The sequence below is a fragment of the Phaeobacter inhibens DSM 16374 genome, assembly GCF_000473105.1.
In the GTDB taxonomy this organism is placed as follows: Bacteria; Pseudomonadota; Alphaproteobacteria; order Rhodobacterales; family Rhodobacteraceae; genus Phaeobacter; species Phaeobacter inhibens.
Genome location: NZ_KI421498.1, coordinates 641,520 through 664,084 on the forward strand (window position 1 = coordinate 641,520; position 22,565 = coordinate 664,084).

Here is a 22,565-nt window from a genome sequence, read left to right on the forward strand (position 1 = left end):
CCCAACACGGCTCCCGTGCCTGCGGCCCGCTTGGGATGCACATGCAAAGGGGCCGCGAGGGGGAGCCTTCGCGGCTCCGCCTGCGCTGTCAGGGCTGAATGAACCTGTGCGGATTGTGTTGGGTCAACTCCGCCGTGATCAACTCCGGTGGCACCAGATTGCTGATTGCCTCGCCCTTATGGCGCGGATTTTCAAAGCTGAATCCCCGCAGCAGCCGCAACAGCAACCGGCGGCGCAATGCAGTTTCTTCCCGGATCAGTTCCTCTTCCATGGTCACCCCCAGATGACTGAATATCGTCGAGCACAGATGCGAGGGCACAAGCCCACGGCGGGGTCCAAGACTGGCAGAAACCACCGAAGATGAGATTACCAGCGCAGAGTTTATGCGGCGAGTTTGAAGCGAGTTTGATCTGTCTGCGCCCGCAGGATATCAGGCGGCATACGAAAAAGGCCGCCCCGGATGGAGCGGCCTTTCTCAATGTCGGATAGATCCAATGCCGATCAGGCGTTGGTCTCTTCGTCGTCGCTTGCAGCCGGGGCTGCATCATCGTCGTCGTCCGAAGCGGCAGAGCCGATATCGTCGAACAGCTCGGAGATTTCGAATTCAGCAGCGGCTTCTTCTTCAGCGGCCAGCTCTTGAATCGATTTGCCCGAGGCCTGCAGCTCAGCTTCTTCAGCCGAACGTGCAACGTTCAGTTTGATCTGAACTTCGACTTCAGGGTGCAGCTTCACAACAACGCTGTGCAGGCCCAGATCCTTGATCGGCGAGAGCAGAGCGATCTGCTTCTTGTCGACCGAGAAGCCTTCTTCGGTGGCTGCGTCTGCGGCGTCACGGGGGGTGACGGAACCGTAGAGCGCGCCCGCGTCAGAAGCGGAGCGAATCACGATGAACTGCTGACCGTCCAGCTTTTCAGCCAGAGCTTCCGCTTCTTTTTTGGTTTCCAGGTTGCGCGCTTCAAGCTGCGCTTTCTGGTCCTCAAAACGAGCGATGTTGTTCTGCGACGCGGTCAGCGCCTTGCCTTGCGGCAGCAGGAAGTTGCGAGCATAGCCGGGCTTGACGTCCACGACTTCGCCCATTTGGCCCAGCTTGGCCACACGTTCCAGAAGGATAACTTGCATGTGCTTATCTCCTTACTTCACGGCGTAGGGCAGCAGGGCGAGGAAGCGGGCGCGCTTGATAGCACGGGCCAGTTCACGCTGCTTCTTTGCCGAAACGGCGGTGATGCGCGAAGGCACAATCTTACCACGTTCGGAAATGTAGCGCTGCAGAAGACGGGTGTCTTTGTAGTCGATTTTCGGCGCATTGTCGCCCGAGAACGGGCATACTTTACGACGACGGAAAAACGGTTTGGCTGCCATGGTTTAGCGTCCTTTTCTCAAGCGTTGATCAGCGGCGCTCACGACGCGAGTCGCGCTCATCGCGCTTCTGCATCTGAACCGAGGGGCCGTCTTCATGTGCGTCAACCTTGATGGTCAGAACGCGCATAACGTCATCATGCAGGCGCATCAGACGCTCCATTTCCTGGATCGCCGCTGCGGATGCATCGGTCTTCAGGAAGGAGTAGTGGCCCTTACGATTTTTGTTGATCTTATAGGCCATCGTCTTGACGCCCCAGTACTCGCTGTCGACCAGGCTACCGCCGTTGTCGGACAGAACAGCACCGAAATGTTCGATGAGGCCTTCAGCTTGCGAGTTGGACAAGTCCTGACGCGCAATCATGACATGCTCGTAGAGTGGCATGTGAACTCCAGTTTGTGTCTAGGCGCATTTCATAGACGGGGCGGTTGATCCTTCCGCTGCCCTGTCACGAGAGTCTGCGCGGATCGAAAATGTCGCGGAAGGAAGCCCCCATATACAGGTTGCCGACAAAAGGGCAAGACCCGTTTCCCGGCAGCCCTTGTCCGCACGGGTTTTCGGCGGCGATTACACCTTGCGGGGCTGGTTCAGCGCATGTGAACCAAATTTTAGCAAAATCATGCCATTCTGAAGATGGCCAGAAGATTTTGAATGGATCCAGTGCGGCAACCACGGGCGCCGCCCCCATCAGCCCCCGCCTGAGGGGGCGTTGATCAAGGCAGTCAATGATCCGGGCAGCCAGCGGGAAACGGCGGGAAACGACGGCGACCACCAGATCCACAATAACCGCCGCTCTGCTGAAATCGTGTCAAAGGCGGGCAGGGCAGGACCAACCACTGGGCAATCGCATGGGCGCGACCTGTATTTACCGCAACTCCGCCCCATTTCAGCCCCAATGCTGGCGTCAATCTTGGTTAATGAAGCGTTAACCGGCCAGCCAGACCCAGACCAAAGGCGCAGAAAGCGCCGCCGAGAAGGCAGGGCAGACCGACCGCGTTAAGAGTGAGAAGGACCAGAGATGAGCATCATCGAACCATCCGACATCGGGTTTCAGCCTGCGCATCAGCCTCGTTTTGGTCATGCCATGCACGGTACGTCAGCTCAATCCTATGTCAGACAGTCTCGTGCCGCGCGACGTCTGGCGGATCTGGCCCGCTCCACGCCTTTGAACCTGCAAGTGCAGGCCAATTGGCCGGTTCGCTCCATTCTGCTGCGCATTCTTGGCGGTGGCATGGTGCTTGGCTCCACGGGGCTGTGGCTGCTGCCCGATGCCGGGGTTGATCCGCAGATGTCGCTGATCCGGATCGGGATTTCCATCGCCTTCCTCTTTGTCGGTCTGATCCTTCTGACCACACATCACCCCGACAGCCAGCCGGAGGCCTGTTTCGACCCGGTTCGCCGCGAGTTGCGGATCCTGCGCAAATCCCGCAATGGAGCCCCCCGCGTTGTCCTGCGCCGCAGCTACGCCAGCCTTGGCGGCGTGCGCCTTTCGGCCAATGCCATTTCGGTGCTGGACAGCGATGGCTCCGTTCTGATGGACCTGCCGATTGACAGCGCGGACACCCGTCTGCGGCTGCGCGATCAGCTCAATGGCGCCTTGCCCATTCTCAGCTGACCGCCCCGGCAGAAACCACCCCAACAGGCGGCGCTCTTGCCGATCTGTTCCGGCCCATTTCATACCGCGACCCATCACAACTGCGCGAGAACCCGCCGCTCTGCACAGATGCAGCTTTGGTTGTTCATCTGAACACAGATAGTGTTGGGTTTTGCGGGCTTCCCTTTCGGGCGAGAAAATCCTCAACTGGGAAGTGATGTTACACGGTCCAATGGAGCCAAAATCATGAAAACCACTCTTCTCGCTGCCGCCCTGATGGGCGCTGCCGCCACCACTGCCTTTGCTGCGCCCGAAGCCTATAACCTGGATGCAAGCCACAGCCAGGTGGTGTTCAGCTACAACCACCTTGGGTTCTCCACCACCTATGGCATGTTCTCCGGCTTTGAGGGTGAGATTGCCTTTGATCAGGAAAACCCCGAAGCCTCCAGCGTCTCCGTCTCGATGCCTGCAAAATCCATGCTGACCGGCTGGGAAGGGCGTTTTGACCACTTTATGTCGAAGGATTTCTTTGGTGCCGATGACAAGGAGATGATCACCTTCACCTCCACCGGCATTAAGGTGACCGGCGAGAATACCGCTGAAATCACCGGCGATCTGACCCTGAACGGCGTCACCAAATCCGTGGTTCTGGACGCCAAACTGAACCAGGTCGGCGATCACCCGATGGCGGGCAAGCCCTGGGCCGGTTTTGACGCCACCACCACGCTGCTGCGCTCCGACTACGAACTGGGCAAATTCGCCCCCTTCGTCAGCGATGAGGTCGATGTGAAGATCTCGGTTGAGGCGATGAAGGCCGAATAAGCCGGAGACCACATCACGGTGCGACCATAAGGCTCACTGCGCGTAACCAGAAACCGCCGCCCCAAAGGGTGGCGGTTTTTTCTCGACACAGCACGTTGATCCACTTTGAGCCCAAACTGTAAGATGCTGCGCTTGACGCCAATGTCTGCTAACTTCGAATTCAAGGGTTTCAGCTAGGGTTTGTTTTGAATTGAGACTATCCATCGCCGTTTTCGCTGCGCTCTTTTGGTTTGGGGTTTCATCACCCGTCCAAGCGCATTCGCCCTACTTTGGCCAAAGCGAGAGGATTGAACATCCAAAATTTGGCGTTGTTGAGTTCGCCGTTCTATACGGCGACGGCATATTCTTCGCTGATCCCTCGCAAGTAGTAGCACTTGATAGCGAAGGATATTTGCTTGCTGCAACGCCGCAGTCAAAGGCATTACTCATCCAATGCGACAGATCAGTCAGCCCACCAGATTGCCGGATTTACGATGAATTGCAGGGCGTTGTTCTTGAGCCCGACTACAAACAGTGGGCGCGGGGCAGAATAATTGAAGAAGAAGGCAGGCCGCCCCGTGACGCATATCCAGAATACATGGACATACATTATGGTTTTTCCAAGCGCCCCGCGACGCCTATAGAAAAACTCAGATTTGAGATGGCCGGGGTTTGGGGTTCCCTTACGGGTAGCGCTTTGTCAGTGCTCTGGTGGGTTGTGACTTGGTCGCTTTTAACGCGTCTCACGTGGAAATGGAAACGCAATGGCTGGCAGCTAAGACCTTTCAAAATTACGGTGTTCGCACTGGCTGTTCTTGGTCTTGCAGTGTTCATAGGAATGAGCTTCTTGGCCGCCTACGGCTGGCTGCTATCGCCGTACTCACCCTACTTCTTCGCATTTGCTTTCATATTGGGGGCGCTGATCGCTACAATCCTGACGCGACCCAAAGCAGTCGTTCAGCGAGATTGACCCAGCGTCCGGTTTGTCCCGCATAGCTAACCAAGACTCTGTGTGAATACCCTCATCCACCGGCCGTGTGCCTGCTACAGTCCCCCTCACGGCGCGCGGCTGGCGGTCAGGTCAACGACGATGGTCACCGCATAGGCCAGAGAGCCTTCGTCCTGCACACCGCGCCCGATGTTGAAATCCAGCCGGTTCACTTCGGCGCTGCCGGACATCACCGCGGTGTCACCGTTCAGATCCAGCGTGAAGGGCAGGCGCAGTGGCACCTCCTGGTCGCGGATGCGCAGGGTGCCCTCGGCAATATAACCCTCCGCCAGCTTTTCAATCTCGGCGCGGAACTCGGCGGTGGGGTAGCTGGCACTGTCGAAATAATCCGGCCCCATCGCCTGATCGGTGACCGATCCCAGCATCAGCGACGGGATTGCCACGGAGACGGTGACCGTGCCCGCAGGGCCGGGGGCGTTTGGCTCCTCAAACGCGATGCTCGCCTGCCACTGGTCGAACTGACCGCGCACTTCGCTGCCCATCTGTACGATGGCGATGGCCAGCGTACCGTCCTGAACCACCCAGCTGCCAGCGGGCATTGTGTCGGTATCTGTGCCTGCCTCGTGGTCATGGTCATGCCCGTGGCCAGCAGCGGTGTCGGCCGGCGCGTGGCTATGCGGCGCATAAAGCCCGAAGGCCCCACCGCCCGCCAGCACCAGACCCCAGATTGCCAGCGCCACCAGAAACGGCAGGGCACCATGAGGCGTCTCGGTCTGGGCGGTGACCTCAGGTGCGCGCCCCGGCAGCATCCGGCGCAGGGTGGCGTCGCGGTCAACCACCTCATGTTTCAACGCACCGGCAATATGCAGCCCCAACGCCACCGCAAGGGTCCAGACAAACAGCCAGTGCAGCCCGCCAAACACTGCAGCCACCGCCTCTGATTTCGGCACGAACGGCAGATCCTGACCAAACGGCCACCAGATCGGCGCAAAGCCGGTGGTCGCTGCGTGGTGGATCCAACCCGTCAGCGGCGCGGCAACCAGTGCACCATACAGCAGCCAATGCACCACCTCAGCCAGCACTGTCTCCGCCCGTCGCTCCGGATGCAGCGGCACCGGCTTGGGCTGGCTCAGCGCCCAGAGAATGCGCAGCAGCGCGGTCAGGAACAGCGCCAGTCCCAGGGTTTTGTGCAGCGAGAACAGCAGCGCCGCGCGGGTCAGCGTCGCCTGCGCGCCGTCGAAATCGGCGCTCTGGATGTGATGTGCCAGATCATTCGCGAAATACCCCAACGGGAACACCGCCAGCATCAAGAGGGCGGTCAGCCAGTGAAACCCCTTGGCGACGCTGCCATAATGGCGGGCGGTGTTGTGGCGGACGGCGGGAGAGCTGGCAGGGGAGGACACGTCAGGGAAAACCTTCTCTTCTGGAGCGACAGGATTACCCTATCTTCTCAGCAGGCTGAGACAACACGCATCTCTGTCACCTGATGCACAGGCTTGGTGCGCCCGCGCAAGGCTGTGCTTGTACGCAGCGTCACCTGCGTCTAAACCCGGTGCAACGCAGATGTGCAGAGAAGATGAGGTCTCAGATGACAATTGCATTCGTGTTTCCAGGGCAGGGCGCGCAGACCATCGGGATGGGCAAGGCGCTGGCCGAGGCCTATCCGGCAGCCAAAGCGGTCTTTGACGAGGTGGATGCCGCACTGGGAGAGGCGCTGAGCCAGCTGGTCTGGGAAGGGGATATCGAAACCCTGACCCTTACCCAGAACGCTCAGCCGGCGCTGATGGCGACCTCGCTCGCCGCTATGCGCGCGCTTGAGGCGGAGGGTGTCAGCATCGATAAGGCCGCCTTTGTCGCCGGTCACAGCCTTGGTGAATATTCCGCATTGGCCGCAGCCGGTGCGATTTCGGTGGCCGATACAGCACGCCTGCTGCGCACCCGTGGTCAGGCCATGCAAAGCGCCGTGCCGGTGGGGGAGGGCGCAATGGCCGCCATTCTGGGGTTGGACCTTGAGGCGGTGCGTGCTGTCGCTGAGGAAGCCGCACAGGGCGAGGTCTGCCAGGCCGCCAATGACAATGATCCCACCCAGGTGGTGGTCTCCGGCGCCAAGGCTGCCGTCGAGCGCGCCGCTGAGATCGCCAAGGAAAAAGGCGCGAAACGCGCCGTAATGCTGCCGGTCTCCGCCCCGTTCCACTGCGCCCTGATGCAGCCCGCAGCTGATGTGATGGCCGAAGCGCTGGCAGATGTCGCTATTACATCCCCCGCTGTGCCTCTGATCGCCAATGTGCGCGCCGATGCGGTGACGGACCCGGATGAGATCCGCAAACTGCTGGTCGAGCAGGTGACCGGATCCGTGCGCTGGCGTGAAAGCGTGCAGTCCATGGCCGCCAAAGGTGTGACCGAGTTCTGGGAAATCGGCGCGGGCAAGGCGCTGTCCGGCATGATCCGCAAGATCGACCGCAATCTCACCAGCCGTCAGGTCGGCACCGCTGAGGACGTGGCAGCCATCACCGCGGGCTGAACGCGGAATTTTCATTAAAATTCCGGCCCGTTTTCTTCCAAAGAAAATGGCGGACCGCGGGCCGGGGATGAGACAAAGGAAACCATATGTTTGATCTGACTGGCAAATCTGCCCTCATCACCGGGGCATCTGGCGGCATCGGTGGTGATATCGCCCGTGCGCTGCACGCCGCTGGCGCCACGGTTGGCCTCTCTGGCACCCGCGAAGCGCCGTTGCAGGAACTGGCGGCCGAACTCGGGGAGCGCGCGCATGTGCTGCCTTGCAATCTCTCGGATGCAGAGGCGGTAGAGGCGTTGCCGAAACAGGCCATCGCGGCGATGGGATCGGTTGATATTCTGGTCAACAACGCCGGTATCACCCGTGACAATCTCTTCATGCGGATGAAGGATGAGGAATGGGCCAGCGTGCTGGAGGTGAACCTGACCTCTACCATGCGCCTGTGCCGGGGTGTTCTGCGCGGCATGATGAAGGCGCGCTGGGGCCGGATCATCAATATCTCTTCCATCGTGGGGGCGACGGGCAACCCCGGTCAGGGCAATTATGCCGCCGCCAAGGCCGGTATGGTCGGCATGTCGAAATCGCTGGCCTATGAGGTCGCCAACCGGGGCATCACCGTCAATGCCGTGGCGCCCGGCTTTATCGCCACCGCCATGACCGACAAGCTGAACGATGCCCAGAAAGACGCGATCCTGACCCAGATCCCCAGCGGTCGCATGGGCAATCCTGAGGAAATCGCCTCAGCCGTGTTGTATCTGGCCAGCGCTGAGGCTGGCTATGTCACCGGCACCACGCTGCATGTGAACGGCGGTATGGCCATGCTCTGATCCGGGGGCTGATAGCTCTTTGGATGAGGCGCCAGACGCTCGAGTCAGTTGCCCCGTCTCCGGTTCGTCCGGCGGCGGGGTTTTCATTGTAGACCCCCGCTGCAACCGAACCGATATGTGACGCGGATGCCTCAGGACTTGTGCCGGATGCCGGCCTGCCTCGGTGATGATTTGCGTAAGATTTCGGGTCATTTTGCGATAGGTTTGCGTATGATTGCAGGGCGCACGCGGGCGAAACGCTGCCTTGCGAACCGGTGTGTCTGGCTGAAACCCGCTGAAAAATAATGTAAAAATCATACCGTCGATCCACATGGGATGAAAAATATCGCATACAAGTCTTGCATGTGCCGCCGCCTGTGGCCAAATGCTCACCCTGTTGCCTGAGCCCCAGGTGACAGGCTTCGGGTCGGCGGGTGCAGTGATGCTGCGAAATCGTTTGCCTCTGCGTCGGTCTGTGTTATAGGCGGCGCATATTCGCCATCTGCGGGTCCATGCCGGACCGGCAGGGGCACGTTCCGCTATGCGGAACACGATCGCCCGCATCGGGCACAACCACGCCGCCCCGAGCGGGCAAGGGCAGAACCGGGCGAAGGCCTGACAAACCGGGCGAATGCCTGAAAAGATGAGGAATTGACATGAGCGACGTCGCAGACCGCGTAAAAAAGATCGTTGTGGAACACCTGGGTGTTGAAGAAGACAAAGTGACCGAGAACGCGTCGTTCATCGATGATCTGGGCGCAGACAGCCTGGACACCGTTGAGCTGGTTATGGCTTTCGAAGAAGAGTTCGGCATCGAAATCCCCGATGATGCAGCCGAGACCATCCAGACCTTTGGCGATGCGGTGAAGTTCATCAGCGAAGCTTCCTGATCTCACCTAATTGGTGACGATTGCAGACGGCGCTTTCCAAGCAGGAAGGCGCCGTTTTGCGTTTGTGGACGTTTCCGACCCATGCGAGGTCGGGTTTTCTCCTTAGGGGTGATCGGTCTCCGTGCTAGCCTTGGCGAAACTGCCGACGACAGGAGGGCATTGCGATGATGATCTACCCCACGATGGAGCTGAAGGACGGGCGCTGCGTGACGCTGGACAAGGGGCGGCTTGATACCGCCATGGTCTGGCATGTGGACCCGGTGGCCACCGCTTGCAGCTTTGCGGCGGATGGTGCCGAATGGATGCATCTGACAGATTTCGATGCGATCGAAGGCGACAACCGCAATGCCGGGCTGGTGGAGGAAATCATCCGCACCGCAGGCATTCCAGTGCAGTTGGGCGGCGGGATGCGCAGCCGCGAGCATGTCGAACATTGGATCGACAAGGGGGCAGGCCGGGTTGTGGTTGGTACCCTGGCCGCGCAGGATCCGGAGATGGTGCGCATGTTGACCCGTCTCTACCCCGATCAGATCGTGCTGGCGGTGGATGTCTGGGAAGGTCAGGTGATGACCGATGGCTGGCGTCAGGCCGGGTCATTCACGCCCGAAGCCTTTATCGAAGCCTTTGCCGATTGTCCCTTTGCAGGGATCATCATCACCGACATCGAAAGCGATATGAGCGATGTCGAGGCGCAGCTGGGTCTGATCGCGGGGCTGGCAGAGAAGGCCCGCACACCGGTGATCGCCAGCGGTGTCGTGCGCACTGCTGATGATGTGGCGCGGTTGAAATACATCGGCTCGGTCTCCGGAACGCTGGTCGGGCGGGCGCTGTTCCGCAAGACATTGACCCTCGCCGAAGCGCTGGAGGAGGCGGCCCCCAGCCGCGAACCCGTGGCTGAGTTCCGCTGATCCAATCAGGGTCGGGCCAGGATCGTGCTAAGAATGTACGACGATGGTGCAAGGATCGCAGGATCCACTACCCAAAGGAGGCTGCGTAGGCGACTGCGCAGCCTTTCGCCATCTTGCGTTGCCGTGTTCTGGTGGCGGCGCAACCCGCGCATCAGGCCGGGTGTGATGATCTGGGGGTGATGATCTGGGTGCGATAATCCGGGTCTGGGCGTCCGGGGGTCAGCCAGAGACGGCGCTGTTGGTCTCCAGGTCCGGTGGCGTGTCGCCGCGCGCAAACCCTCGCTTGGCAGGTGACGGCGCCCGGCGGAATCCAGCCAGAGTTTTCACCACATCTCGGGGCAATCGGTCCTTGAACTGAATGCCAAAATAGTTGGCGTTGCACCATTGGACCTGGCCAGACAGGTCAACCTGAGGCGCATCTTTGGGCAGATTCAGCGAGATCTTATCCCCGACAGCACAGATAACATCGGATTTGATCTTTGCTCCTTCTTGGCTGATGTCCAGAAGTGTGGCCCCCGCTTCCTCTTCTGCATACAGCAGATGGCAGTCCAGATTGCAGGTATGGCGCTTGCGCCGCCGCTTCAGCGTGGCCATGCGCCGCTCAAACAGGATAAAGCAAAGCGCTCCGAACGCCACCAATCCCAGCGAGCCCGCCGCTGCGGTGGTGCTGGAAATCTGCCCAAGCGCGGGCAGCGCGCCTAAATTGCCATCCGTGGTCCCTTTCTTATGGGCGTTCTGGCAGGGCATACGTGCCAACTCCCGGCGATAGGCGGCCAGGGTTTCGCGGGCGAACAGCTTGATCGATGTCCGCTCCGCCGTGCGCCGATCCTTGATCGACAGAACCCGCAGCAGGCTGCGCTGCTGGGCGATCAGGTTGTGCGTGGCCTTGGACAGCTCATTCAGCTCTTCGCGCTGCATGCCACGATGCAGCTCCGTCTTGGTGGTATTGGACAAAAACCGTTCCAACTCCTGCACGGCGCGCGAATTGCTGCCAGTACGCAGGTAGTTCAGCATCTCCTCACTGGCGAGTGTCAGGGTCATCAATTTGTTGAACACCCGGCATTCCCGCGCGGCCAGCGGTTCGGCGCCCAGGAAAAAACTGGTCACTATCAGAAGGGCGAACAGGCTCACCCCCCACATGCGCGAAGGGCGGCGCTGTGCTGCTCGCCGCCCCTGTTGCAAATCGGGGTCCGATGACGCGGGGCGTCTGAATAATAACTGAATATACACCATTTACGCCTTGCCCCAGAGCCGTAGATCCAGATTTTGCGCCCCGTCAGTCGGGCGCGACATGTTGCGTCGCAGATGCCGTTGAGCCGGGATGACCCGGAGAGACGCCGCGAAACACCCTAGGGATACCTTCGTGAGGTTAATTGCAATCTAAGGGCGTCATTAAAATACCGTAAAACCGCGCGACTGTTCCGGCTCTTGCACCTTTGCGCCAATCCAAGCTATTTGGAGACAAATTGCCGAGGCAAAGGAGGGCAAGAAATGCGTCGAGTAGTAGTCACCGGACTGGGCCTGGTCACACCGCTGGCCAGCGGCGTCGAAGAAAGCTGGTCACGGTTGCTGGACGGGCAGTCCGGCGCGGGTCCGATCACGCATTTTGATGCGGTCGAAAGCGGTGTCGCCACCACATATGCCTGCGAAGTGCCGCGTGGCGATGGCTCCGAGGGGACCTTCAACCCTGACGATTGGGTGGTGAAGAAAGACCAGAAGAAGATTGATGATTTCATCCTGTACGGCATTGCCGCCGCTGATATGGCCGTGCGTGATGCAGGTTGGACTCCCGAGGATGAGGCAAGCCGCCTGCGCACCGGCGTGATGATCGGCTCCGGCATCGGGGGTCTCAGCTCGATCGCGGACACCGCCGTGATGATCAAGGAAAAAGGCCCGCGCCGGGTCTCGCCCTTCTTTATTCCCGGCGCGCTGATCAACCTGATTTCCGGTCAGGTCTCGATCCGCTTTGGCTTCAAGGGTCCGAACCACTCCGTCGTGACCGCGTGCTCCACTGGCGCCCATGCCATTGGCGACGCGGCCCGGCTGATCAAATCCGGCGATGCGGATGTGATGATTGCAGGCGGTGCCGAGGCGGCAATCTGCGAAATCGGCATCGCGGGCTTTAACGCCTGCAAGGCGCTGTCCACCAAACGTGCCGATGACCCGAAGGCAGCCTCGCGCCCCTATGACGCCGACCGTGACGGTTTTGTCATGGGTGAGGGCGCCGGCATTGTGGTGCTGGAAGACTATGAGCACGCCAAGGCCCGTGGCGCCAAGATCTATGCCGAGGTGCTGGGCTATGGCCTGTCCGGCGATGCCTATCATATCACCGCGCCGTCTGAGAACGGCGAAGGCGGCGAACGCTCCATGCGGGCGGCGCTGGCCAATGCAGGGCTTGAGCCGAAGGATATCGACTACATCAACGCCCATGGCACGTCCACGATGGCCGATACCATCGAACTGGGCGCGGTTGAGCGGATGATGGGCGATGCCGCAGGCAAGGTCACTATGTCTTCCACCAAATCCGCCACCGGCCATCTTCTGGGCGCGGCTGGCGCGATTGAGGCGATCTTCTCCATTCTGGCGATCCGGGATCAGGTGGCACCGCCCACCATCAATCTGGACAATCCGGCTGTGGATACGGCGGTTGACCTTGCCCCCAATGCCAAGCGTGAGCGCGAGATCAACGTGGCGCTGTCGAATTCCTTCGGGTTTGGCGGCACCAATGCGTCGGTCCTGTTCGGAAAGCCTGAGTGATGTGGCGCAGCCTCGCCTCTAATATGCTGACTATCCTGGTGGTGGTGCTGTTCCTGCTAGGCGGCGTCATCCTCTGGGGGCAGTCGCAATACACCTCGGAAGGTCCGCTCGAGAGCGCGATCTGCCTGCGGGTGCCGTCGGGCAGCAACATGACCAAGGTCAGCCGCAACCTGCAAGAGCAGGGCGCGATCAGCTCTGGTCCGTTGTTTCGGATCGGGGTGCGTTATTCTGAAAAGACTGATCAGCTGAAGGCCGGCAGCTACCTGGTGCCTGCCGGCGCCTCCATGGATGCCATCGTTGAGCAGATCACCCGGGGCGGTGCCAGCAGCTGCGGCACTGAGATCGTCTATCGCGTGGGCGTGACCCGCGTGCTGGCCGAAGTGCGCGAACTGGATCCGGCCACCAACCGCTTTGTTGAGCGCGCGGAATTCGTGCCCGGCGTCGATGAGGTGCCAGCCGTCTATGAAGAGAAGAAAGCCGACGCCGACACCCGCTACCGCATTGCGCTGGCAGAAGGGGTGACCAGCTGGCAGGTGGTGGAATCGCTGAAGGCGATGGATATCCTTGAAGGCGAGCCAGGCGATCGCCCTGCGGAAGGGATGCTGGCACCGGACAGCTATGAGGTCTCCCCCGGGGACAACCGTGCTGAGATCCTGGCCGAGATGCAGGAACGTCAGGTGCTGCGCATCAATGCCGCCTGGGAGAGCCGCTCGGACCGCGCGGCGGTCACCAGTCCGGAGGAGATGCTGATCCTTGCCTCGATCATCGAGAAGGAAACCGGCGTCGCCGAAGAACGTCGTCAGGTGGCTTCGGTCTTCACTAACCGTCTCAATCGCGGCATGCGGCTACAGACGGACCCGACGGTGATCTATGGCGTGACCAAGGGTGAGGGCGTGCTGGGCCGTGGGCTGCGCCAGAGTGAACTGCGCCGGGCCACCCCCTGGAACACCTATGTGATCGAAGGGCTGCCGCCGACCCCCATCGCCAATCCCGGCATGGCCAGCCTTGAGGCTGCGGTGGATCCTGATCAGGGTGATTATCTGTTCTTTGTTGCGGATGGGACTGGCGGTCATGCCTTTGCCGTCACTCTGGAAGAGCACAACCGCAATGTTGCCAAATGGCGCGAGATCGAGGCCGAGCGCAACAGCAACTGATCGCAACCGCAGCATAAACCAAATCTGGAAAGGGACGCTTTGGCGTCCCTTTTTTCGTGTGCGAACCCGTTAACTCCATCGTAGGGAAGTTAGGCATTTCCTTAATAAATTCGGTAGTTTGCGCCCGATACTTCAGGTGGTGAATTTTGACTTTTGCGCTGCTTTATGCCATGCTCTCTGGGCAGCTGGGAAACTGATCGATCCGCCGTGCAGAGGCCTCCACTGGTGCCTGCGCCTATGGCTGGATCCGTGGTTTTGCGGATGGAGGTCCATCACTATGAGGCCCCAACCATGAGCACCTACACACCGGAAAATCGGCTGGCGAAGACCGCCGATCTTCTTTTCTCACTCCACAGCTCCATCGAACGGCTCCGGCAGGAGGCCGAGCAGATGCTCGAACGCCTTGCCTGCGATGAGGATGAGGGCGGCAGCACTCCGCGCATCGCCAAATTGGAAAGCCTGATCCGTGACAGCCAGAAAGTGGAGAAAACCCTTGTCGAACAAAGTGAACAGCATCAGGCCGCAGCCGGTCTCGACATCAAGGCCGCCCGCGATGAAATCGAAAACCGGTTGGCTCGCCTGCGCGCCAGCCTCGACGCAGAAGATGTTTCTGGACCGGCTCAGCGATCATGACCTCTGTGCGATGCCCTATGTCTTTGATCTCTGGGCGCTGCCGCATCAACTGCCGCCGGCGGGGGACTGGCGCAGCTGGGTCATCCTTGGCGGACGGGGAGCGGGAAAAACCCGCGCCGGCGCCGAATGGGTGCGCACGCTGGCCGAAGGGGCAACACCGCTGTCCGCTGGCCGCGCCCGCCGCATCGCGCTCCTTGGGGAAACCTACGATCAGGTGCGCGATGTCATGGTGCAGGGCGACAGCGGCCTCCTTGCCTGCACGCCCCCCGACCGCCGCCCAACGTGGAAAGCCACCGAAAGACGGCTGATCTGGCCCAACGGGGCCACCGCGCAGGCGTTTTCGGCCCATGACCCAGAGGCGCTGCGTGGCCCGCAGTTTGATGCCGCCTGGGCGGATGAGCTGGCCAAGTGGAAGCGCGGGCAGGACAGCTGGGACATGCTGCAATTTGCGCTGCGGCTGGGACAGGACCCGCGTGTCTGCGTCACCACAACGCCGCGCAATGTGGGTGTGCTGCGCGATCTGCTTGCCAGCCCCTCCACCGTGCAGACCCATGCCGCGACGGAGGCCAACCGCGCCAATCTGGCAGCGTCCTTCCTGCAAGAGGTGCGCAATCGCTACGCCGGGTCGCGGCTGGGCCGACAAGAGCTGGACGGCATCCTGTTGCAGGATGTCGAGGGCGCGCTCTGGACCAATGCCGGGCTGGTTGCAGCGCAGATCGCAAAGGCCTCGACACTGGACCGGGTGGTGGTGGCGGTTGATCCGGCGGTGAGCGCGGGCAAACGCTCCGATGCCTGCGGCATCATGGTGGTTGGGGCGACGTTGCAGGGGCCGCCACAGGACTGGTGCGCCTATGTGCTGGCCGATTGCACCGTGCAGGGGGTTGGCCCGCTGACCTGGGCGCAGGCCGCCATTGATGCGCGCGACCGCTACGGCGCCGACCGCGTGGTCGCCGAGGTCAATCAGGGCGGCGCATTGGTCGAAAGCCTGCTGCGCCAGATCGACCCGCTGGTGCCCTTTACCGCGCTGCATGCCAGCCGGGGCAAGGGCGCGCGGGCGGAACCGGTCGCCGCCCTCTACGAACAGGGCCGGGTGCGTCATGTGCCGGGGCTTGGCGCGCTGGAGGACCAGCTTTGCCAGATGACCCCGCGCGGCTATCTGGGGCAGGGATCGCCCGACCGGCTGGATGCGCTGGTCTGGGCCGTGCAGGAGCTGATCCTGACCCCGGCCAACCGCCACCGGATGCCCCGTGCGCGCATGTTGTGAGCTGACAACATCCCGCTGACAGCCCCCGAAACGCCCGCAGTGATGCGGGCGTTTTTCGTTTTATCACAGGCGTTTGCCCTGGGTGTTGCGCGCCCGGCGCGCGCCTCGCTCAAATCTTATTCAATTACAGCCGTCATAAAGGATCACAGCAAACAGGGGCAGGCTTTGCCCCGTCCCGCAAGTTCAATCAAAGGAGTGGCCCATGGTCTTTGACCTCCTGCGGCGCAAGCAACAGCCCGTCGAAACCAAGACAAGCGCCGCCGCCCGTGTGGTGGCCTGGCATGGCAGCACCGGTGGCGCCGGCTGGAGCCCCCGCGACAGCAGTTCACTGACCCGCAGCGGCTTTGCTGGCAATCCAGTCGGTTACCGCGCCGTCAAGATGATTATTGAGGCCGCCGCCGCCCTGCCGTTGGTCTTGCAGGACGGCACGCAGCGCTACGACAGCCACCCATTGCTGGCGCTGCTGGCCCGGCCCAATGCCGCCCAAGGCCGCGCAGAGCTGTTGGAGGCGCTGTTTGGCCACCTGCTGTTGTCGGGCAACGCTTATATTGAGGCGGTTAGCGATCCCGACGGTCGCGACGTATTGCCGGTCGAACTGCATGTACTGCGCCCCGATCGGATGAGTGTTGTGCCTGGCAGCGATGGTTGGCCCGTGGCCTATGATTACAGCGTGTCGGGCCGGAAACACCGCTTTGATGTGACCATGCCCTGCGCCCCGATTTGCCATCTGCGCAGCTTTCACCCGCAGGATGATCACTACGGGCTGTCGCCGATGCAGGCCGCCGCCATGGCGGTGGATGTGCATACCTCTGCCTCGCGCTGGTCCAAGGCGCTCTTGGACAATGCAGCCCGGCCTTCTGGCGCGCTGGTCTGGAGCGGCAGCGATGGTCAGGGGTTGATGGCAGAGGATCAGTTTCGACGCCTAAGTGACGAAATTGAAATGAATTTCCAAGGTGCGCGCAATGCCGGCCGTCCGATGGTGCTCGAAGGCGGGTTGGATTGGAAACCGATGGGCTTCTCGCCATCGGATATGGAATTTCACCAGACCAAGGACGCCGCTGCGCGTGAAATTGCGCTGGCCTTTGGGGTGCCACCGATGCTGTTGGGACTGCCCGGAGACGCCACCTATGCCAATTATCAAGAGGCCAACCGCGCCTTTTACCGACTCACCGTGCTGCCGCTTGTGACCCGTGTCACGGCCACGCTGTCGGACTGGTTGTCGCGCTATCAGGGGTCTGCGGTGACGCTGAAACCGGACCTTGATCAGGTGTCTGCATTGGCCTCCGAACGTGAGGCGCAGTGGCGCCGTGTGGCCAGCGCCGACTTTCTGACCGTTGCAGAAAAACGCCGCCTTCTGGGCCTGCCGCCGCAAGAGGAGGCCGAGCGCGATGACTGAGATCCCGATCCCGCCGTTTGAATGCTCTCCGGGGCTGCGGCTCACCGCCCATGAACGCATTGCTGAAATCCAGCAAGAGGCGATGAACCGTCGGCTCGACCGGCTGGAGATGATGATGGAACGGATGGAAAAACGGCTCTGGCTCACCGTCTACGGCGTTGCTGCGGTCATTCTTGCACAGGCTTTTCAGTCCTTTCTGGTGGTGCAGTAATACCCATGAATTCAATGAGATATAAGGGGAAGATGATGCGACATGATGAGCATCTGGAACATAAATTCGCCCGCTTCGGCGAGGATCTGACCATCGGGGCTGAGGCCGACGATATGGTTGTGATCAGCGGCTACGCCAGCCTGTTCGGCTGCGTCGATGGCGGCGGTGATCTGGTGCAACCCGGCGCCTATCAGGCGTCCCTCGACCGTCTCTCAAAGGCGGGTATCGCGGTGAAAATGCTCTGGCAGCATGATCCGGCCCGGCCTATCGGCGTCTGGGACGTCGTGCGCGAAGATGCCCGTGGCCTGCATGTCAAAGGCCGCATTCTGACCCGCACCCAAAAGGGCGCCGAGGCTGCGGCGCTGATCGCGGTTGGCGCGCTGGATGGTCTTTCCATCGGCTATCGCGCCCGCCGCGCCACGCAGCGCAAAGGCGGCGGTCGCTGCCTCGCGGAACTGGATCTCTGGGAGGTGTCGCTGGTGACCTTCCCGATGTTGCCCACCGCCCGTGTCACCGCCACGGCACAGCCCGTGACTGCCGCCAAATCAACATCCGCTGAGCCGGATCTGAGCGATCCGGGCGAGACACCGCAGATCTGGCGCGAGGTGATCGAGATGTTGCGCAGCGGGGCCAGTCTCGCCCCCCTCGGCTGAGCACATCGCCGTTTCCCGTCTTCTCCAACCGACCCAAAGGACAGACAGATGAGCCACACCCAACCCCATCCGGACCCAACGGCCCACTCCCATGCGGCCCCGCAGGAGGTCAAGCAGGCCGTTGCTGACTTCGTGCATAATTTCAATGGGTTCAAAGATGACATTGCCCTGAAACTGAAACAGACAGAAGAGCGTATGACCATGCTGGATCGCAAATCCCACTTTGCCAATCGTCCCCCTCTGGCCGCAGCTGATGCGGGCACGGCCCCCCATCAAAAGGCGTTGGATGCCTATCTCCGCTCCGGTGATGATGCCGCCCTGCGCGGCCTGGATCTGGATGCCAAGGCGATGAGTTCAACCGTCAACGGCGATGGTGGCTATCTTGTCGACCCTCAGACCGCCGAGACGGTCAAATCGGTGCTGACCAGCACCGCCTCCATCCGCGCCGTGGCGTCGGTGGTGATGGTAGAGGCGACGTCTTATGACGTGCTGATTGACCATGGTGATGTGGGCCATGGCTGGGCCAATGAGACCGGCGCCGTGATCGAGACATCCACCCCGGTGATCGACCGGATCACCATCCCGCTGCATGAGCTGAGCGCGCTGCCCAAGGCGTCACAGCGGCTGCTGGATGACAGCGCCTTTGATATCGAGGGCTGGCTGGCGGGGCGCATCGCGGATAAATTCTCCCGTGCAGAGGCCGCCGCCTTCATCATGGGGGACGGCAATGACAAGCCGACCGGCATCCTCTACCACCCGGTGGTGGCCAATGACAGCTGGAGCTGGGGCAACATTGGCTATGTCACCACCGGTGTTGAGGGCGATATCGGCGATGGGGATGCGATCATTGATCTGGTCTATGCGCTTGGCGCGCAGTATCGGGCCAACGCCAGCTTTGTGATGAACTCCAAAACTGCCGGCCTCCTGCGCAAGTTGAAGGACGCCGATGGCCGCTTCCTGTGGTCCGATGGTCTGGCTGCCGCAGAACCGGCGCGGTTGATGGGGTATCCCGTTGTCATTGCTGAGGATATGCCCGACGCCGATGTGAACGGCTATGCGGTGGCCTTTGGCGATTTCGCGGCTGGCTACACCATCGCCGAACGCCCGGATCTGCGGGTGCTGCGCGATCCCTTCAGCGCCAAACCCCATGTGCTGTTCTATGCCACCAAACGTGTGGGCGGTGACGTCAGCGATTTTGCGGCCATCAAACTGCTGAAATTCGGCCTGAGCTGACGCTTGGACCGATGGCGGTACCGGCTCGTCGGTGCCGTCTGCGGATGCGCGCCCCGGCCACTGTCGTCCAGCTGCTCCCCTTCCGTCCCGCGGCAGCAGCCCGGCGCGCATCCGCCCCAACCCATCCGGCAACAGCCAGCCCGAGCAGCCCCCGAACGAACAGCCGTTGGAGTGAAATGATGATGTTGAGTGAAATGACACCGGTGCCAGAGGCAGTCCTGCCGCAAGAGGCGTTCAAGGCGCATCTGCGTCTGGGCACCGGGTTTGACGAGGCGGGGTTGCAGGAGGCGGTGTTGATCAGCTTCCTGCGCGCGGCCATCGCGGCGATCGAGGCACGCACCGGCAAGGTGTTGCTGGCGCGGGATTTTCTGCTGACCCTTTCGACCTGGCGCGACCTGCAGGTGCAGGCACTACCGCTGGCGCCGGTGCAGATGATTCAATCGGTAACTCTGGTGGATGGATCAGGCAGTGAACAGCTGCTGGCCCCGCAGCGCTATCGGCTGGAACCCGACAGCCAGCAGCCCCGGCTGCGCCCGGTGGGGGGACCGCTGCCGATGGTTGCCAGCGGTGGTGCGGTGCGGATCGCGATCCGCGCAGGCATGGCCAACAGCTGGGCGGCGTTGCCCGGTGATCTGGCGCAGGCGGTGCTGATGCTGGCGGCGCATTACTATGAATTCCGCGATGACACCCGGCTGCAGGGCGGTTGTATGCCCTTTGGCGTCACCAGCCTGATTGAACGCTACCGCGCCCTGCGGGTGAGCCTGGGGGTGGGGGCCGCTGTGGACCGTGGGTTTGGTCGCAACTTCGGGCCGGGGGCAGGCGCATGAGCCGCCGCACCACCTCCCGCCGCGCATCCGCCACGACACCACGTCTCAACCGTTGTCTGGCGCTGGAAGATCCGCGCCGCACCTCGGATGGCGCGGGCGGGTTTCTTGAGGCATGGCAGCTGCTTGGCCACCATTGGTGCGAGCTGCGTGCCCTCAGTGGCCGCAGCACCGACCAATCCGGCACCAGCCTGTCGCTGCAACGCTACCGCATCACCCTGCGTGCCCATCCCACCGGCAGCCCTGCGCGGCCCCGGCCGGACCAGCGGCTGCGCGATGGTGCCCGGATCTTTCGCATTGATGCGGTGGCCGAGGGCGACCCCGACGGCCGCTACCTGACCTGTTTCGCCACCGAGGAGACCACCGCATGACCTATGCCCTGGCCCTGCCATTGCAGGAATCCCTGTTTCAGCACCTCAGCGCGGACCCCGATCTGACCACCGCGCTGAGCGGCGCCATCTATGACGCGCTGCCCGCAGGCACGCTGCCGCAGACCTATGTGACCCTTGGCCCGGAGGAGGTGCGCGACCGCTCTGATCGCAGTGGCGCCGGTGCCCATCACCGGGTGGAGATCACCGTGCATACCGATACTGCCGGGTTCGCCGGGGCAAAGGCGATTGCCGCCATGCTCTGTGACAGCCTCGCCAGCGCCTCGCTGACCCTGTCACGCGGGCGGCTGGTGGGCCTGTGGTTTGAACGCGCCAGCGCCAGTCGCAACTCTTCCGGTGGCCGTCAGATCCGCCTGCGCTTTGCCGCGCGGCTGGAGGATGTCTGACCGCAGTCACTCCATAACAGTTTTATAATTCAGATAATTACGCGGTTCAGCTCATGTCTTTCATGCCGTGCCGCCCCCTTCAACCACAGGAGATCACCACGATGAGTGTCCAAAATGGCAAGGATCTATTGGTCAAGGTCGATATGACTGGCGACGGTCAGTTCGAAACCATCGCAGGGCTGCGCGCCACGCGGATCAGCTTCAACGCCGAAAGCGTCGATGTCACCAGTCTGGAAAGCCAGGGTGGCTGGCGCGAGCTGCTGTCCGGCGCGGGGGTGCGCTCGGCCAATATCTCCGGCTCTGGCATCTTTCGCGATGCCGGGACGGATGAGCGGGCGCGGCAGCTGTTCTTTGACGGGCTGACCCCGGCGTTTCAGGTGATCATCCCCGATTTCGGCATTGTCGAAGGCGCGTTTCAGGTGACCGCGCTGGAATATGCCGGCAGCCACAATGGTGAGGCGACTTATGAGCTGTCGCTGGCCAGCGCCGGGGCGCTGGTCTTCACCGCGATCTAAGGGGGGACCGACCATGACCTCCTCTCAACAGTCAGCCCCAGCCGTTAACGCCTATGGAGCCAATCCCTATGCGGGCGAGGTGGCCCTGCGGATCAATGGCGAGGTACTGGCGCTGAAACTCACCCTCGGGGCGCTGGCGACGCTGGAAACGCGGCTCAGGACAGGATCGCTGATTGATCTGGTGACCCGGTTCGAAAGCGGCGGATTCTCGGCGGCGGATGTGCTGGCGCTGCTGGCGGCAGGGTTGCAGGGCGGTGGTCACCGGCTGAGTGAGGCCGATCTGGCTGCTGCCGATATCGACGGTGGTCCGATGCAGGCCGCACGGACCGCCGCACAGCTCCTGGCACGCAGCTTCGCGCTGCCGGGAGAGGCGGGCGCGCAGGTTCCGGGACAGGGGCCGGGATCGGTGGCCCCATGACGCCCCGGCAGCGCACCACAGACGGGCAGAGCACCGGCCTTGACTGGCCGGCGCTGATACGGGCGGGGCTGGTGGGGCTGCGCCTCACGCCGGACCAGTTCTGGCGCCTCACCCCGGCAGAGCTGCGGCTGATGCTGGGGCAGGACACTGGCGCCGTCCCTTTGGGGCGGGCAGGTCTGGATCGGCTGATGCACGCCTTCCCGGATCCCGCCGCGCCGAAATCCCCAGAAACAGGAGCAGTGAGCGATGAGTGACACAGGACTGAACCAGCTGGAACAACAGGGCGAGGCGCTGAGCGACAGCCTTGGCGATGCGGCGGGCATGGCCGCCACATTCGACGCCGAACTGCGTCGGGTGCGTGCCGCCTTTGCCGCCACCGGCAAGGATGCCGATACACTGGAGCGCGGCATGTCCAAGGGGCTGCGCCGTGCTTTTGACGGTGTTGTCTTTGACGGCATGAAACTCTCGGATGCGCTGGATACCATGGCGCAGTCAATGATCCAGACCACCTATTCGGCGGCCATCAAACCCGTGACCAGCCATGTGGGCGGGTTGCTGTCGGATGGGGTGGGCAAACTGATGAGCGGCATTCTCCCCTTTGCCGACGGGGCGGCGTTTTCGCAAGGCCGGGTGATGCCCTTTGCCAAGGGGGGGATCGTCAGCGGCCCGGTGAGCTTTCCCATGCGCGGCGGCACCGGGCTGATGGGCGAGGCAGGCCCAGAGGCGATCCTGCCGCTGACCCGTGGCGCCGATGGCGCGCTTGGTGTGCGCAGTCAGGGCGGGCGGGCAACCTCAGTCGTGATGAACATCCAGACCCCCGATGTGCAGGGATTTCAACGCAGTCAGGGCCAGATCGCGGCCCAGCTGAGCCGCGCCCTGTCGCGTGGCAATCGCAACCGCTGAGCCGGA

General features: G+C 62.0%; 29 protein-coding genes. 22 read left to right on the top strand and 7 right to left on the bottom strand.

Going from position 1 to position 22,565, the window contains the following annotated elements:
• Positions 1-88: 88 nt before the first annotated feature.
• The 5 genes from INHI_RS0106770 to INHI_RS0106790 all read right to left on the bottom strand — a co-directional run bounded on the left by INHI_RS0106770 (position 89) and on the right by INHI_RS0106790 (position 2,138).
• Positions 89-271 (bottom strand): hypothetical protein, encoded by a 183-nt coding sequence (locus INHI_RS0106770; RefSeq protein WP_027247172.1) that lies wholly within the window; start codon positions 269-271, stop codon positions 89-91.
• A gap of 230 nt (positions 272-501) precedes the next feature.
• Positions 502-1,119, bottom strand: a complete 618-nt coding sequence (gene rplI / locus INHI_RS0106775) for a 50S ribosomal protein L9 (protein ID WP_014874886.1) — start codon at positions 1,117-1,119, stop codon at positions 502-504.
• A gap of 12 nt (positions 1,120-1,131) precedes the next feature.
• On the bottom strand, positions 1,132-1,359 hold the full coding sequence (gene rpsR, locus INHI_RS0106780) for a 30S ribosomal protein S18 (RefSeq protein ID WP_005982441.1): 228 nt from the start codon (positions 1,357-1,359) through the stop codon (positions 1,132-1,134).
• A 28-nt stretch (positions 1,360-1,387) separates the two neighbouring features.
• Complete coding sequence (rpsF, locus tag INHI_RS0106785; protein WP_014874885.1) at positions 1,388-1,741, bottom strand: 30S ribosomal protein S6; 354 nt, start codon at positions 1,739-1,741, stop codon at positions 1,388-1,390.
• 64 nt (positions 1,742-1,805) lie between these two features.
• Positions 1,806-2,138 (bottom strand): hypothetical protein, encoded by a 333-nt coding sequence (locus tag INHI_RS0106790; RefSeq protein WP_027247173.1) that lies wholly within the window; start codon positions 2,136-2,138, stop codon positions 1,806-1,808.
• A 237-nt stretch (positions 2,139-2,375) separates the two neighbouring features.
• On the opposite strand from INHI_RS0106790, the gene INHI_RS0106795 reads away from it, so the two are divergent.
• The 3 genes from INHI_RS0106795 (at position 2,376) to INHI_RS0106805 (ending at position 4,722) form a co-directional block, all read left to right on the top strand.
• Entirely contained in the window at positions 2,376-2,972 is a 597-nt protein-coding gene (locus tag INHI_RS0106795; protein ID WP_027247174.1) for an MBL fold metallo-hydrolase, read from the top strand.
• A 225-nt stretch (positions 2,973-3,197) separates the two neighbouring features.
• Positions 3,198-3,773 carry a YceI family protein gene (locus INHI_RS0106800; RefSeq protein WP_014874883.1) on the top strand — a complete coding sequence of 192 codons (576 nt, stop codon included), beginning with the start codon at positions 3,198-3,200 and terminating at the stop codon, positions 3,771-3,773.
• Positions 3,774-3,963: 190 nt separating this feature from the next.
• Positions 3,964-4,722 carry a hypothetical protein gene (locus INHI_RS0106805; protein WP_027247175.1) on the top strand — a complete coding sequence of 253 codons (759 nt, stop codon included), beginning with the start codon at positions 3,964-3,966 and terminating at the stop codon, positions 4,720-4,722.
• Between the two features lie 86 nt (positions 4,723-4,808).
• On the opposite strand, the gene INHI_RS0106810 is transcribed toward INHI_RS0106805, so the two are convergent.
• Complete coding sequence (locus tag INHI_RS0106810; RefSeq protein WP_027247176.1) at positions 4,809-6,104, bottom strand: cytochrome b/b6 domain-containing protein; 1,296 nt, start codon at positions 6,102-6,104, stop codon at positions 4,809-4,811.
• A gap of 185 nt (positions 6,105-6,289) precedes the next feature.
• On the opposite strand from INHI_RS0106810, the gene fabD reads away from it, so the two are divergent.
• The 4 genes from fabD to INHI_RS0106835 all read left to right on the top strand — a co-directional run bounded on the left by fabD (position 6,290) and on the right by INHI_RS0106835 (position 9,823).
• Positions 6,290-7,222 (top strand): ACP S-malonyltransferase, encoded by a 933-nt coding sequence (fabD, locus tag INHI_RS0106815; protein WP_027247177.1) that lies wholly within the window; start codon positions 6,290-6,292, stop codon positions 7,220-7,222.
• A gap of 86 nt (positions 7,223-7,308) precedes the next feature.
• Positions 7,309-8,046 (top strand): 3-oxoacyl-[acyl-carrier-protein] reductase, encoded by a 738-nt coding sequence (fabG, locus tag INHI_RS0106820; protein ID WP_027247178.1) that lies wholly within the window; start codon positions 7,309-7,311, stop codon positions 8,044-8,046.
• 635 nt (positions 8,047-8,681) lie between these two features.
• Complete coding sequence (locus tag INHI_RS0106830) at positions 8,682-8,915, top strand: acyl carrier protein (RefSeq protein WP_005982462.1); 234 nt, start codon at positions 8,682-8,684, stop codon at positions 8,913-8,915.
• 164 nt (positions 8,916-9,079) lie between these two features.
• Complete coding sequence (locus INHI_RS0106835) at positions 9,080-9,823, top strand: 1-(5-phosphoribosyl)-5-[(5-phosphoribosylamino)methylideneamino]imidazole-4-carboxamide isomerase (RefSeq protein ID WP_014874878.1); 744 nt, start codon at positions 9,080-9,082, stop codon at positions 9,821-9,823.
• Between the two features lie 219 nt (positions 9,824-10,042).
• Here INHI_RS0106835 and INHI_RS0106840 read toward each other — a convergent pair whose 3' ends face one another.
• A complete protein-coding gene (locus tag INHI_RS0106840; RefSeq protein WP_254656904.1) occupies positions 10,043-10,963 on the bottom strand; it encodes a PilZ domain-containing protein in 921 nt (306 codons plus the stop codon).
• Positions 10,964-11,314: 351 nt separating this feature from the next.
• On the opposite strand from INHI_RS0106840, the gene fabF reads away from it, so the two are divergent.
• The 15 genes from fabF to INHI_RS0106915 all read left to right on the top strand — a co-directional run bounded on the left by fabF (position 11,315) and on the right by INHI_RS0106915 (position 22,559).
• Complete coding sequence (fabF, locus tag INHI_RS0106845; RefSeq protein ID WP_014874876.1) at positions 11,315-12,580, top strand: beta-ketoacyl-ACP synthase II; 1,266 nt, start codon at positions 11,315-11,317, stop codon at positions 12,578-12,580.
• A complete protein-coding gene (gene mltG, locus INHI_RS0106850; protein ID WP_027247180.1) occupies positions 12,580-13,734 on the top strand; it encodes an endolytic transglycosylase MltG in 1,155 nt (384 codons plus the stop codon). The genes fabF and mltG overlap by 1 nt, the downstream gene beginning before the upstream one ends.
• 291 nt (positions 13,735-14,025) lie before the next feature.
• Complete coding sequence (locus INHI_RS0106855; protein ID WP_036767253.1) at positions 14,026-14,367, top strand: hypothetical protein; 342 nt, start codon at positions 14,026-14,028, stop codon at positions 14,365-14,367.
• Positions 14,339-15,631 (top strand): DNA-packaging protein, encoded by a 1,293-nt coding sequence (locus INHI_RS0106860; protein WP_036766957.1) that lies wholly within the window; start codon positions 14,339-14,341, stop codon positions 15,629-15,631. The genes INHI_RS0106855 and INHI_RS0106860 overlap by 29 nt, the downstream gene beginning before the upstream one ends.
• A gap of 202 nt (positions 15,632-15,833) precedes the next feature.
• Positions 15,834-17,027 carry a phage portal protein gene (locus INHI_RS0106865; protein ID WP_027247183.1) on the top strand — a complete coding sequence of 398 codons (1,194 nt, stop codon included), beginning with the start codon at positions 15,834-15,836 and terminating at the stop codon, positions 17,025-17,027.
• Positions 17,020-17,238, top strand: coding sequence for a GTA head formation protein, RCAP_rcc01685 family (locus tag INHI_RS0106870; protein ID WP_014874871.1), 219 nt, complete (start codon positions 17,020-17,022; stop codon positions 17,236-17,238). The genes INHI_RS0106865 and INHI_RS0106870 overlap by 8 nt, the downstream gene beginning before the upstream one ends.
• Before the next feature lie 35 nt (positions 17,239-17,273).
• Positions 17,274-17,891: an HK97 family phage prohead protease gene (locus INHI_RS0106875; protein WP_027247184.1), complete on the top strand. Its 618-nt coding sequence runs from the start codon at positions 17,274-17,276 to the stop codon at positions 17,889-17,891.
• Between the two features lie 48 nt (positions 17,892-17,939).
• Complete coding sequence (locus INHI_RS0106880) at positions 17,940-19,124, top strand: phage major capsid protein (protein WP_027247185.1); 1,185 nt, start codon at positions 17,940-17,942, stop codon at positions 19,122-19,124.
• A gap of 179 nt (positions 19,125-19,303) precedes the next feature.
• Positions 19,304-19,951, top strand: coding sequence for a head-tail connector protein (locus tag INHI_RS20435; protein ID WP_199537633.1), 648 nt, complete (start codon positions 19,304-19,306; stop codon positions 19,949-19,951).
• Positions 19,948-20,319 carry a head-tail adaptor protein gene (locus INHI_RS0106890; protein WP_014874867.1) on the top strand — a complete coding sequence of 124 codons (372 nt, stop codon included), beginning with the start codon at positions 19,948-19,950 and terminating at the stop codon, positions 20,317-20,319. Before INHI_RS20435 ends, INHI_RS0106890 begins: the two co-directional genes overlap by 4 nt.
• On the top strand, positions 20,316-20,723 hold the full coding sequence (locus INHI_RS0106895; protein ID WP_014874866.1) for a DUF3168 domain-containing protein: 408 nt from the start codon (positions 20,316-20,318) through the stop codon (positions 20,721-20,723). Before INHI_RS0106890 ends, INHI_RS0106895 begins: the two co-directional genes overlap by 4 nt.
• A gap of 101 nt (positions 20,724-20,824) precedes the next feature.
• A complete protein-coding gene (locus tag INHI_RS0106900) occupies positions 20,825-21,238 on the top strand; it encodes a phage major tail protein, TP901-1 family (RefSeq protein ID WP_014874865.1) in 414 nt (137 codons plus the stop codon).
• Between the two features lie 13 nt (positions 21,239-21,251).
• Positions 21,252-21,656, top strand: a complete 405-nt coding sequence (locus INHI_RS0106905) for a gene transfer agent family protein (protein WP_027247186.1) — start codon at positions 21,252-21,254, stop codon at positions 21,654-21,656.
• Complete coding sequence (locus INHI_RS0106910; protein ID WP_027247187.1) at positions 21,653-21,910, top strand: rcc01693 family protein; 258 nt, start codon at positions 21,653-21,655, stop codon at positions 21,908-21,910. Before INHI_RS0106905 ends, INHI_RS0106910 begins: the two co-directional genes overlap by 4 nt.
• Complete coding sequence (locus INHI_RS0106915; protein ID WP_027247188.1) at positions 21,903-22,559, top strand: RcGTA-type gene transfer agent tail tape measure protein; 657 nt, start codon at positions 21,903-21,905, stop codon at positions 22,557-22,559. Before INHI_RS0106910 ends, INHI_RS0106915 begins: the two co-directional genes overlap by 8 nt.
• Positions 22,560-22,565 lie beyond the last annotated feature (6 nt).

Bases quoted from the DNA above. Each gene is read 5' to 3' on its own strand.
- rpsR (WP_005982441.1), bottom strand. From the start codon at position 1,359: ATGGCAGCCAAACCGTTTTTCCGTCGTCGTAAAGTATGCCCGTTCTCG.
- INHI_RS0106890 (WP_014874867.1), top strand. From the start codon at position 19,948: ATGAGCCGCCGCACCACCTCCCGCCGCGCATCCGCCACGACACCACGT.
- INHI_RS20435 (WP_199537633.1), top strand. From the start codon at position 19,304: ATGATGTTGAGTGAAATGACACCGGTGCCAGAGGCAGTCCTGCCGCAA.
- INHI_RS0106875 (WP_027247184.1), top strand. From the start codon at position 17,274: ATGCGACATGATGAGCATCTGGAACATAAATTCGCCCGCTTCGGCGAG.
- INHI_RS0106880 (WP_027247185.1), top strand. From the start codon at position 17,940: ATGAGCCACACCCAACCCCATCCGGACCCAACGGCCCACTCCCATGCG.
- INHI_RS0106860 (WP_036766957.1), top strand. From the start codon at position 14,339: ATGTTTCTGGACCGGCTCAGCGATCATGACCTCTGTGCGATGCCCTAT.
- INHI_RS0106865 (WP_027247183.1), top strand. From the start codon at position 15,834: ATGGTCTTTGACCTCCTGCGGCGCAAGCAACAGCCCGTCGAAACCAAG.
- INHI_RS0106800 (WP_014874883.1), top strand. From the start codon at position 3,198: ATGAAAACCACTCTTCTCGCTGCCGCCCTGATGGGCGCTGCCGCCACC.
- INHI_RS0106840 (WP_254656904.1), bottom strand. From the start codon at position 10,963: ATGTGGGGGGTGAGCCTGTTCGCCCTTCTGATAGTGACCAGTTTTTTC.
- INHI_RS0106770 (WP_027247172.1), bottom strand. From the start codon at position 271: ATGGAAGAGGAACTGATCCGGGAAGAAACTGCATTGCGCCGCCGGTTG.
- INHI_RS0106870 (WP_014874871.1), top strand. From the start codon at position 17,020: ATGACTGAGATCCCGATCCCGCCGTTTGAATGCTCTCCGGGGCTGCGG.
- mltG (WP_027247180.1), top strand. From the start codon at position 12,580: ATGTGGCGCAGCCTCGCCTCTAATATGCTGACTATCCTGGTGGTGGTG.
- INHI_RS0106900 (WP_014874865.1), top strand. From the start codon at position 20,825: ATGAGTGTCCAAAATGGCAAGGATCTATTGGTCAAGGTCGATATGACT.
- INHI_RS0106905 (WP_027247186.1), top strand. From the start codon at position 21,252: ATGACCTCCTCTCAACAGTCAGCCCCAGCCGTTAACGCCTATGGAGCC.
- rpsF (WP_014874885.1), bottom strand. From the start codon at position 1,741: ATGCCACTCTACGAGCATGTCATGATTGCGCGTCAGGACTTGTCCAAC.
- INHI_RS0106895 (WP_014874866.1), top strand. From the start codon at position 20,316: ATGACCTATGCCCTGGCCCTGCCATTGCAGGAATCCCTGTTTCAGCAC.
- INHI_RS0106910 (WP_027247187.1), top strand. From the start codon at position 21,653: ATGACGCCCCGGCAGCGCACCACAGACGGGCAGAGCACCGGCCTTGAC.
- INHI_RS0106835 (WP_014874878.1), top strand. From the start codon at position 9,080: ATGATGATCTACCCCACGATGGAGCTGAAGGACGGGCGCTGCGTGACG.
- fabF (WP_014874876.1), top strand. From the start codon at position 11,315: ATGCGTCGAGTAGTAGTCACCGGACTGGGCCTGGTCACACCGCTGGCC.
- INHI_RS0106795 (WP_027247174.1), top strand. From the start codon at position 2,376: ATGAGCATCATCGAACCATCCGACATCGGGTTTCAGCCTGCGCATCAG.
- fabD (WP_027247177.1), top strand. From the start codon at position 6,290: ATGACAATTGCATTCGTGTTTCCAGGGCAGGGCGCGCAGACCATCGGG.
- rplI (WP_014874886.1), bottom strand. From the start codon at position 1,119: ATGCAAGTTATCCTTCTGGAACGTGTGGCCAAGCTGGGCCAAATGGGC.
- INHI_RS0106830 (WP_005982462.1), top strand. From the start codon at position 8,682: ATGAGCGACGTCGCAGACCGCGTAAAAAAGATCGTTGTGGAACACCTG.
- INHI_RS0106855 (WP_036767253.1), top strand. From the start codon at position 14,026: ATGAGCACCTACACACCGGAAAATCGGCTGGCGAAGACCGCCGATCTT.
- fabG (WP_027247178.1), top strand. From the start codon at position 7,309: ATGTTTGATCTGACTGGCAAATCTGCCCTCATCACCGGGGCATCTGGC.
- INHI_RS0106915 (WP_027247188.1), top strand. From the start codon at position 21,903: ATGAGTGACACAGGACTGAACCAGCTGGAACAACAGGGCGAGGCGCTG.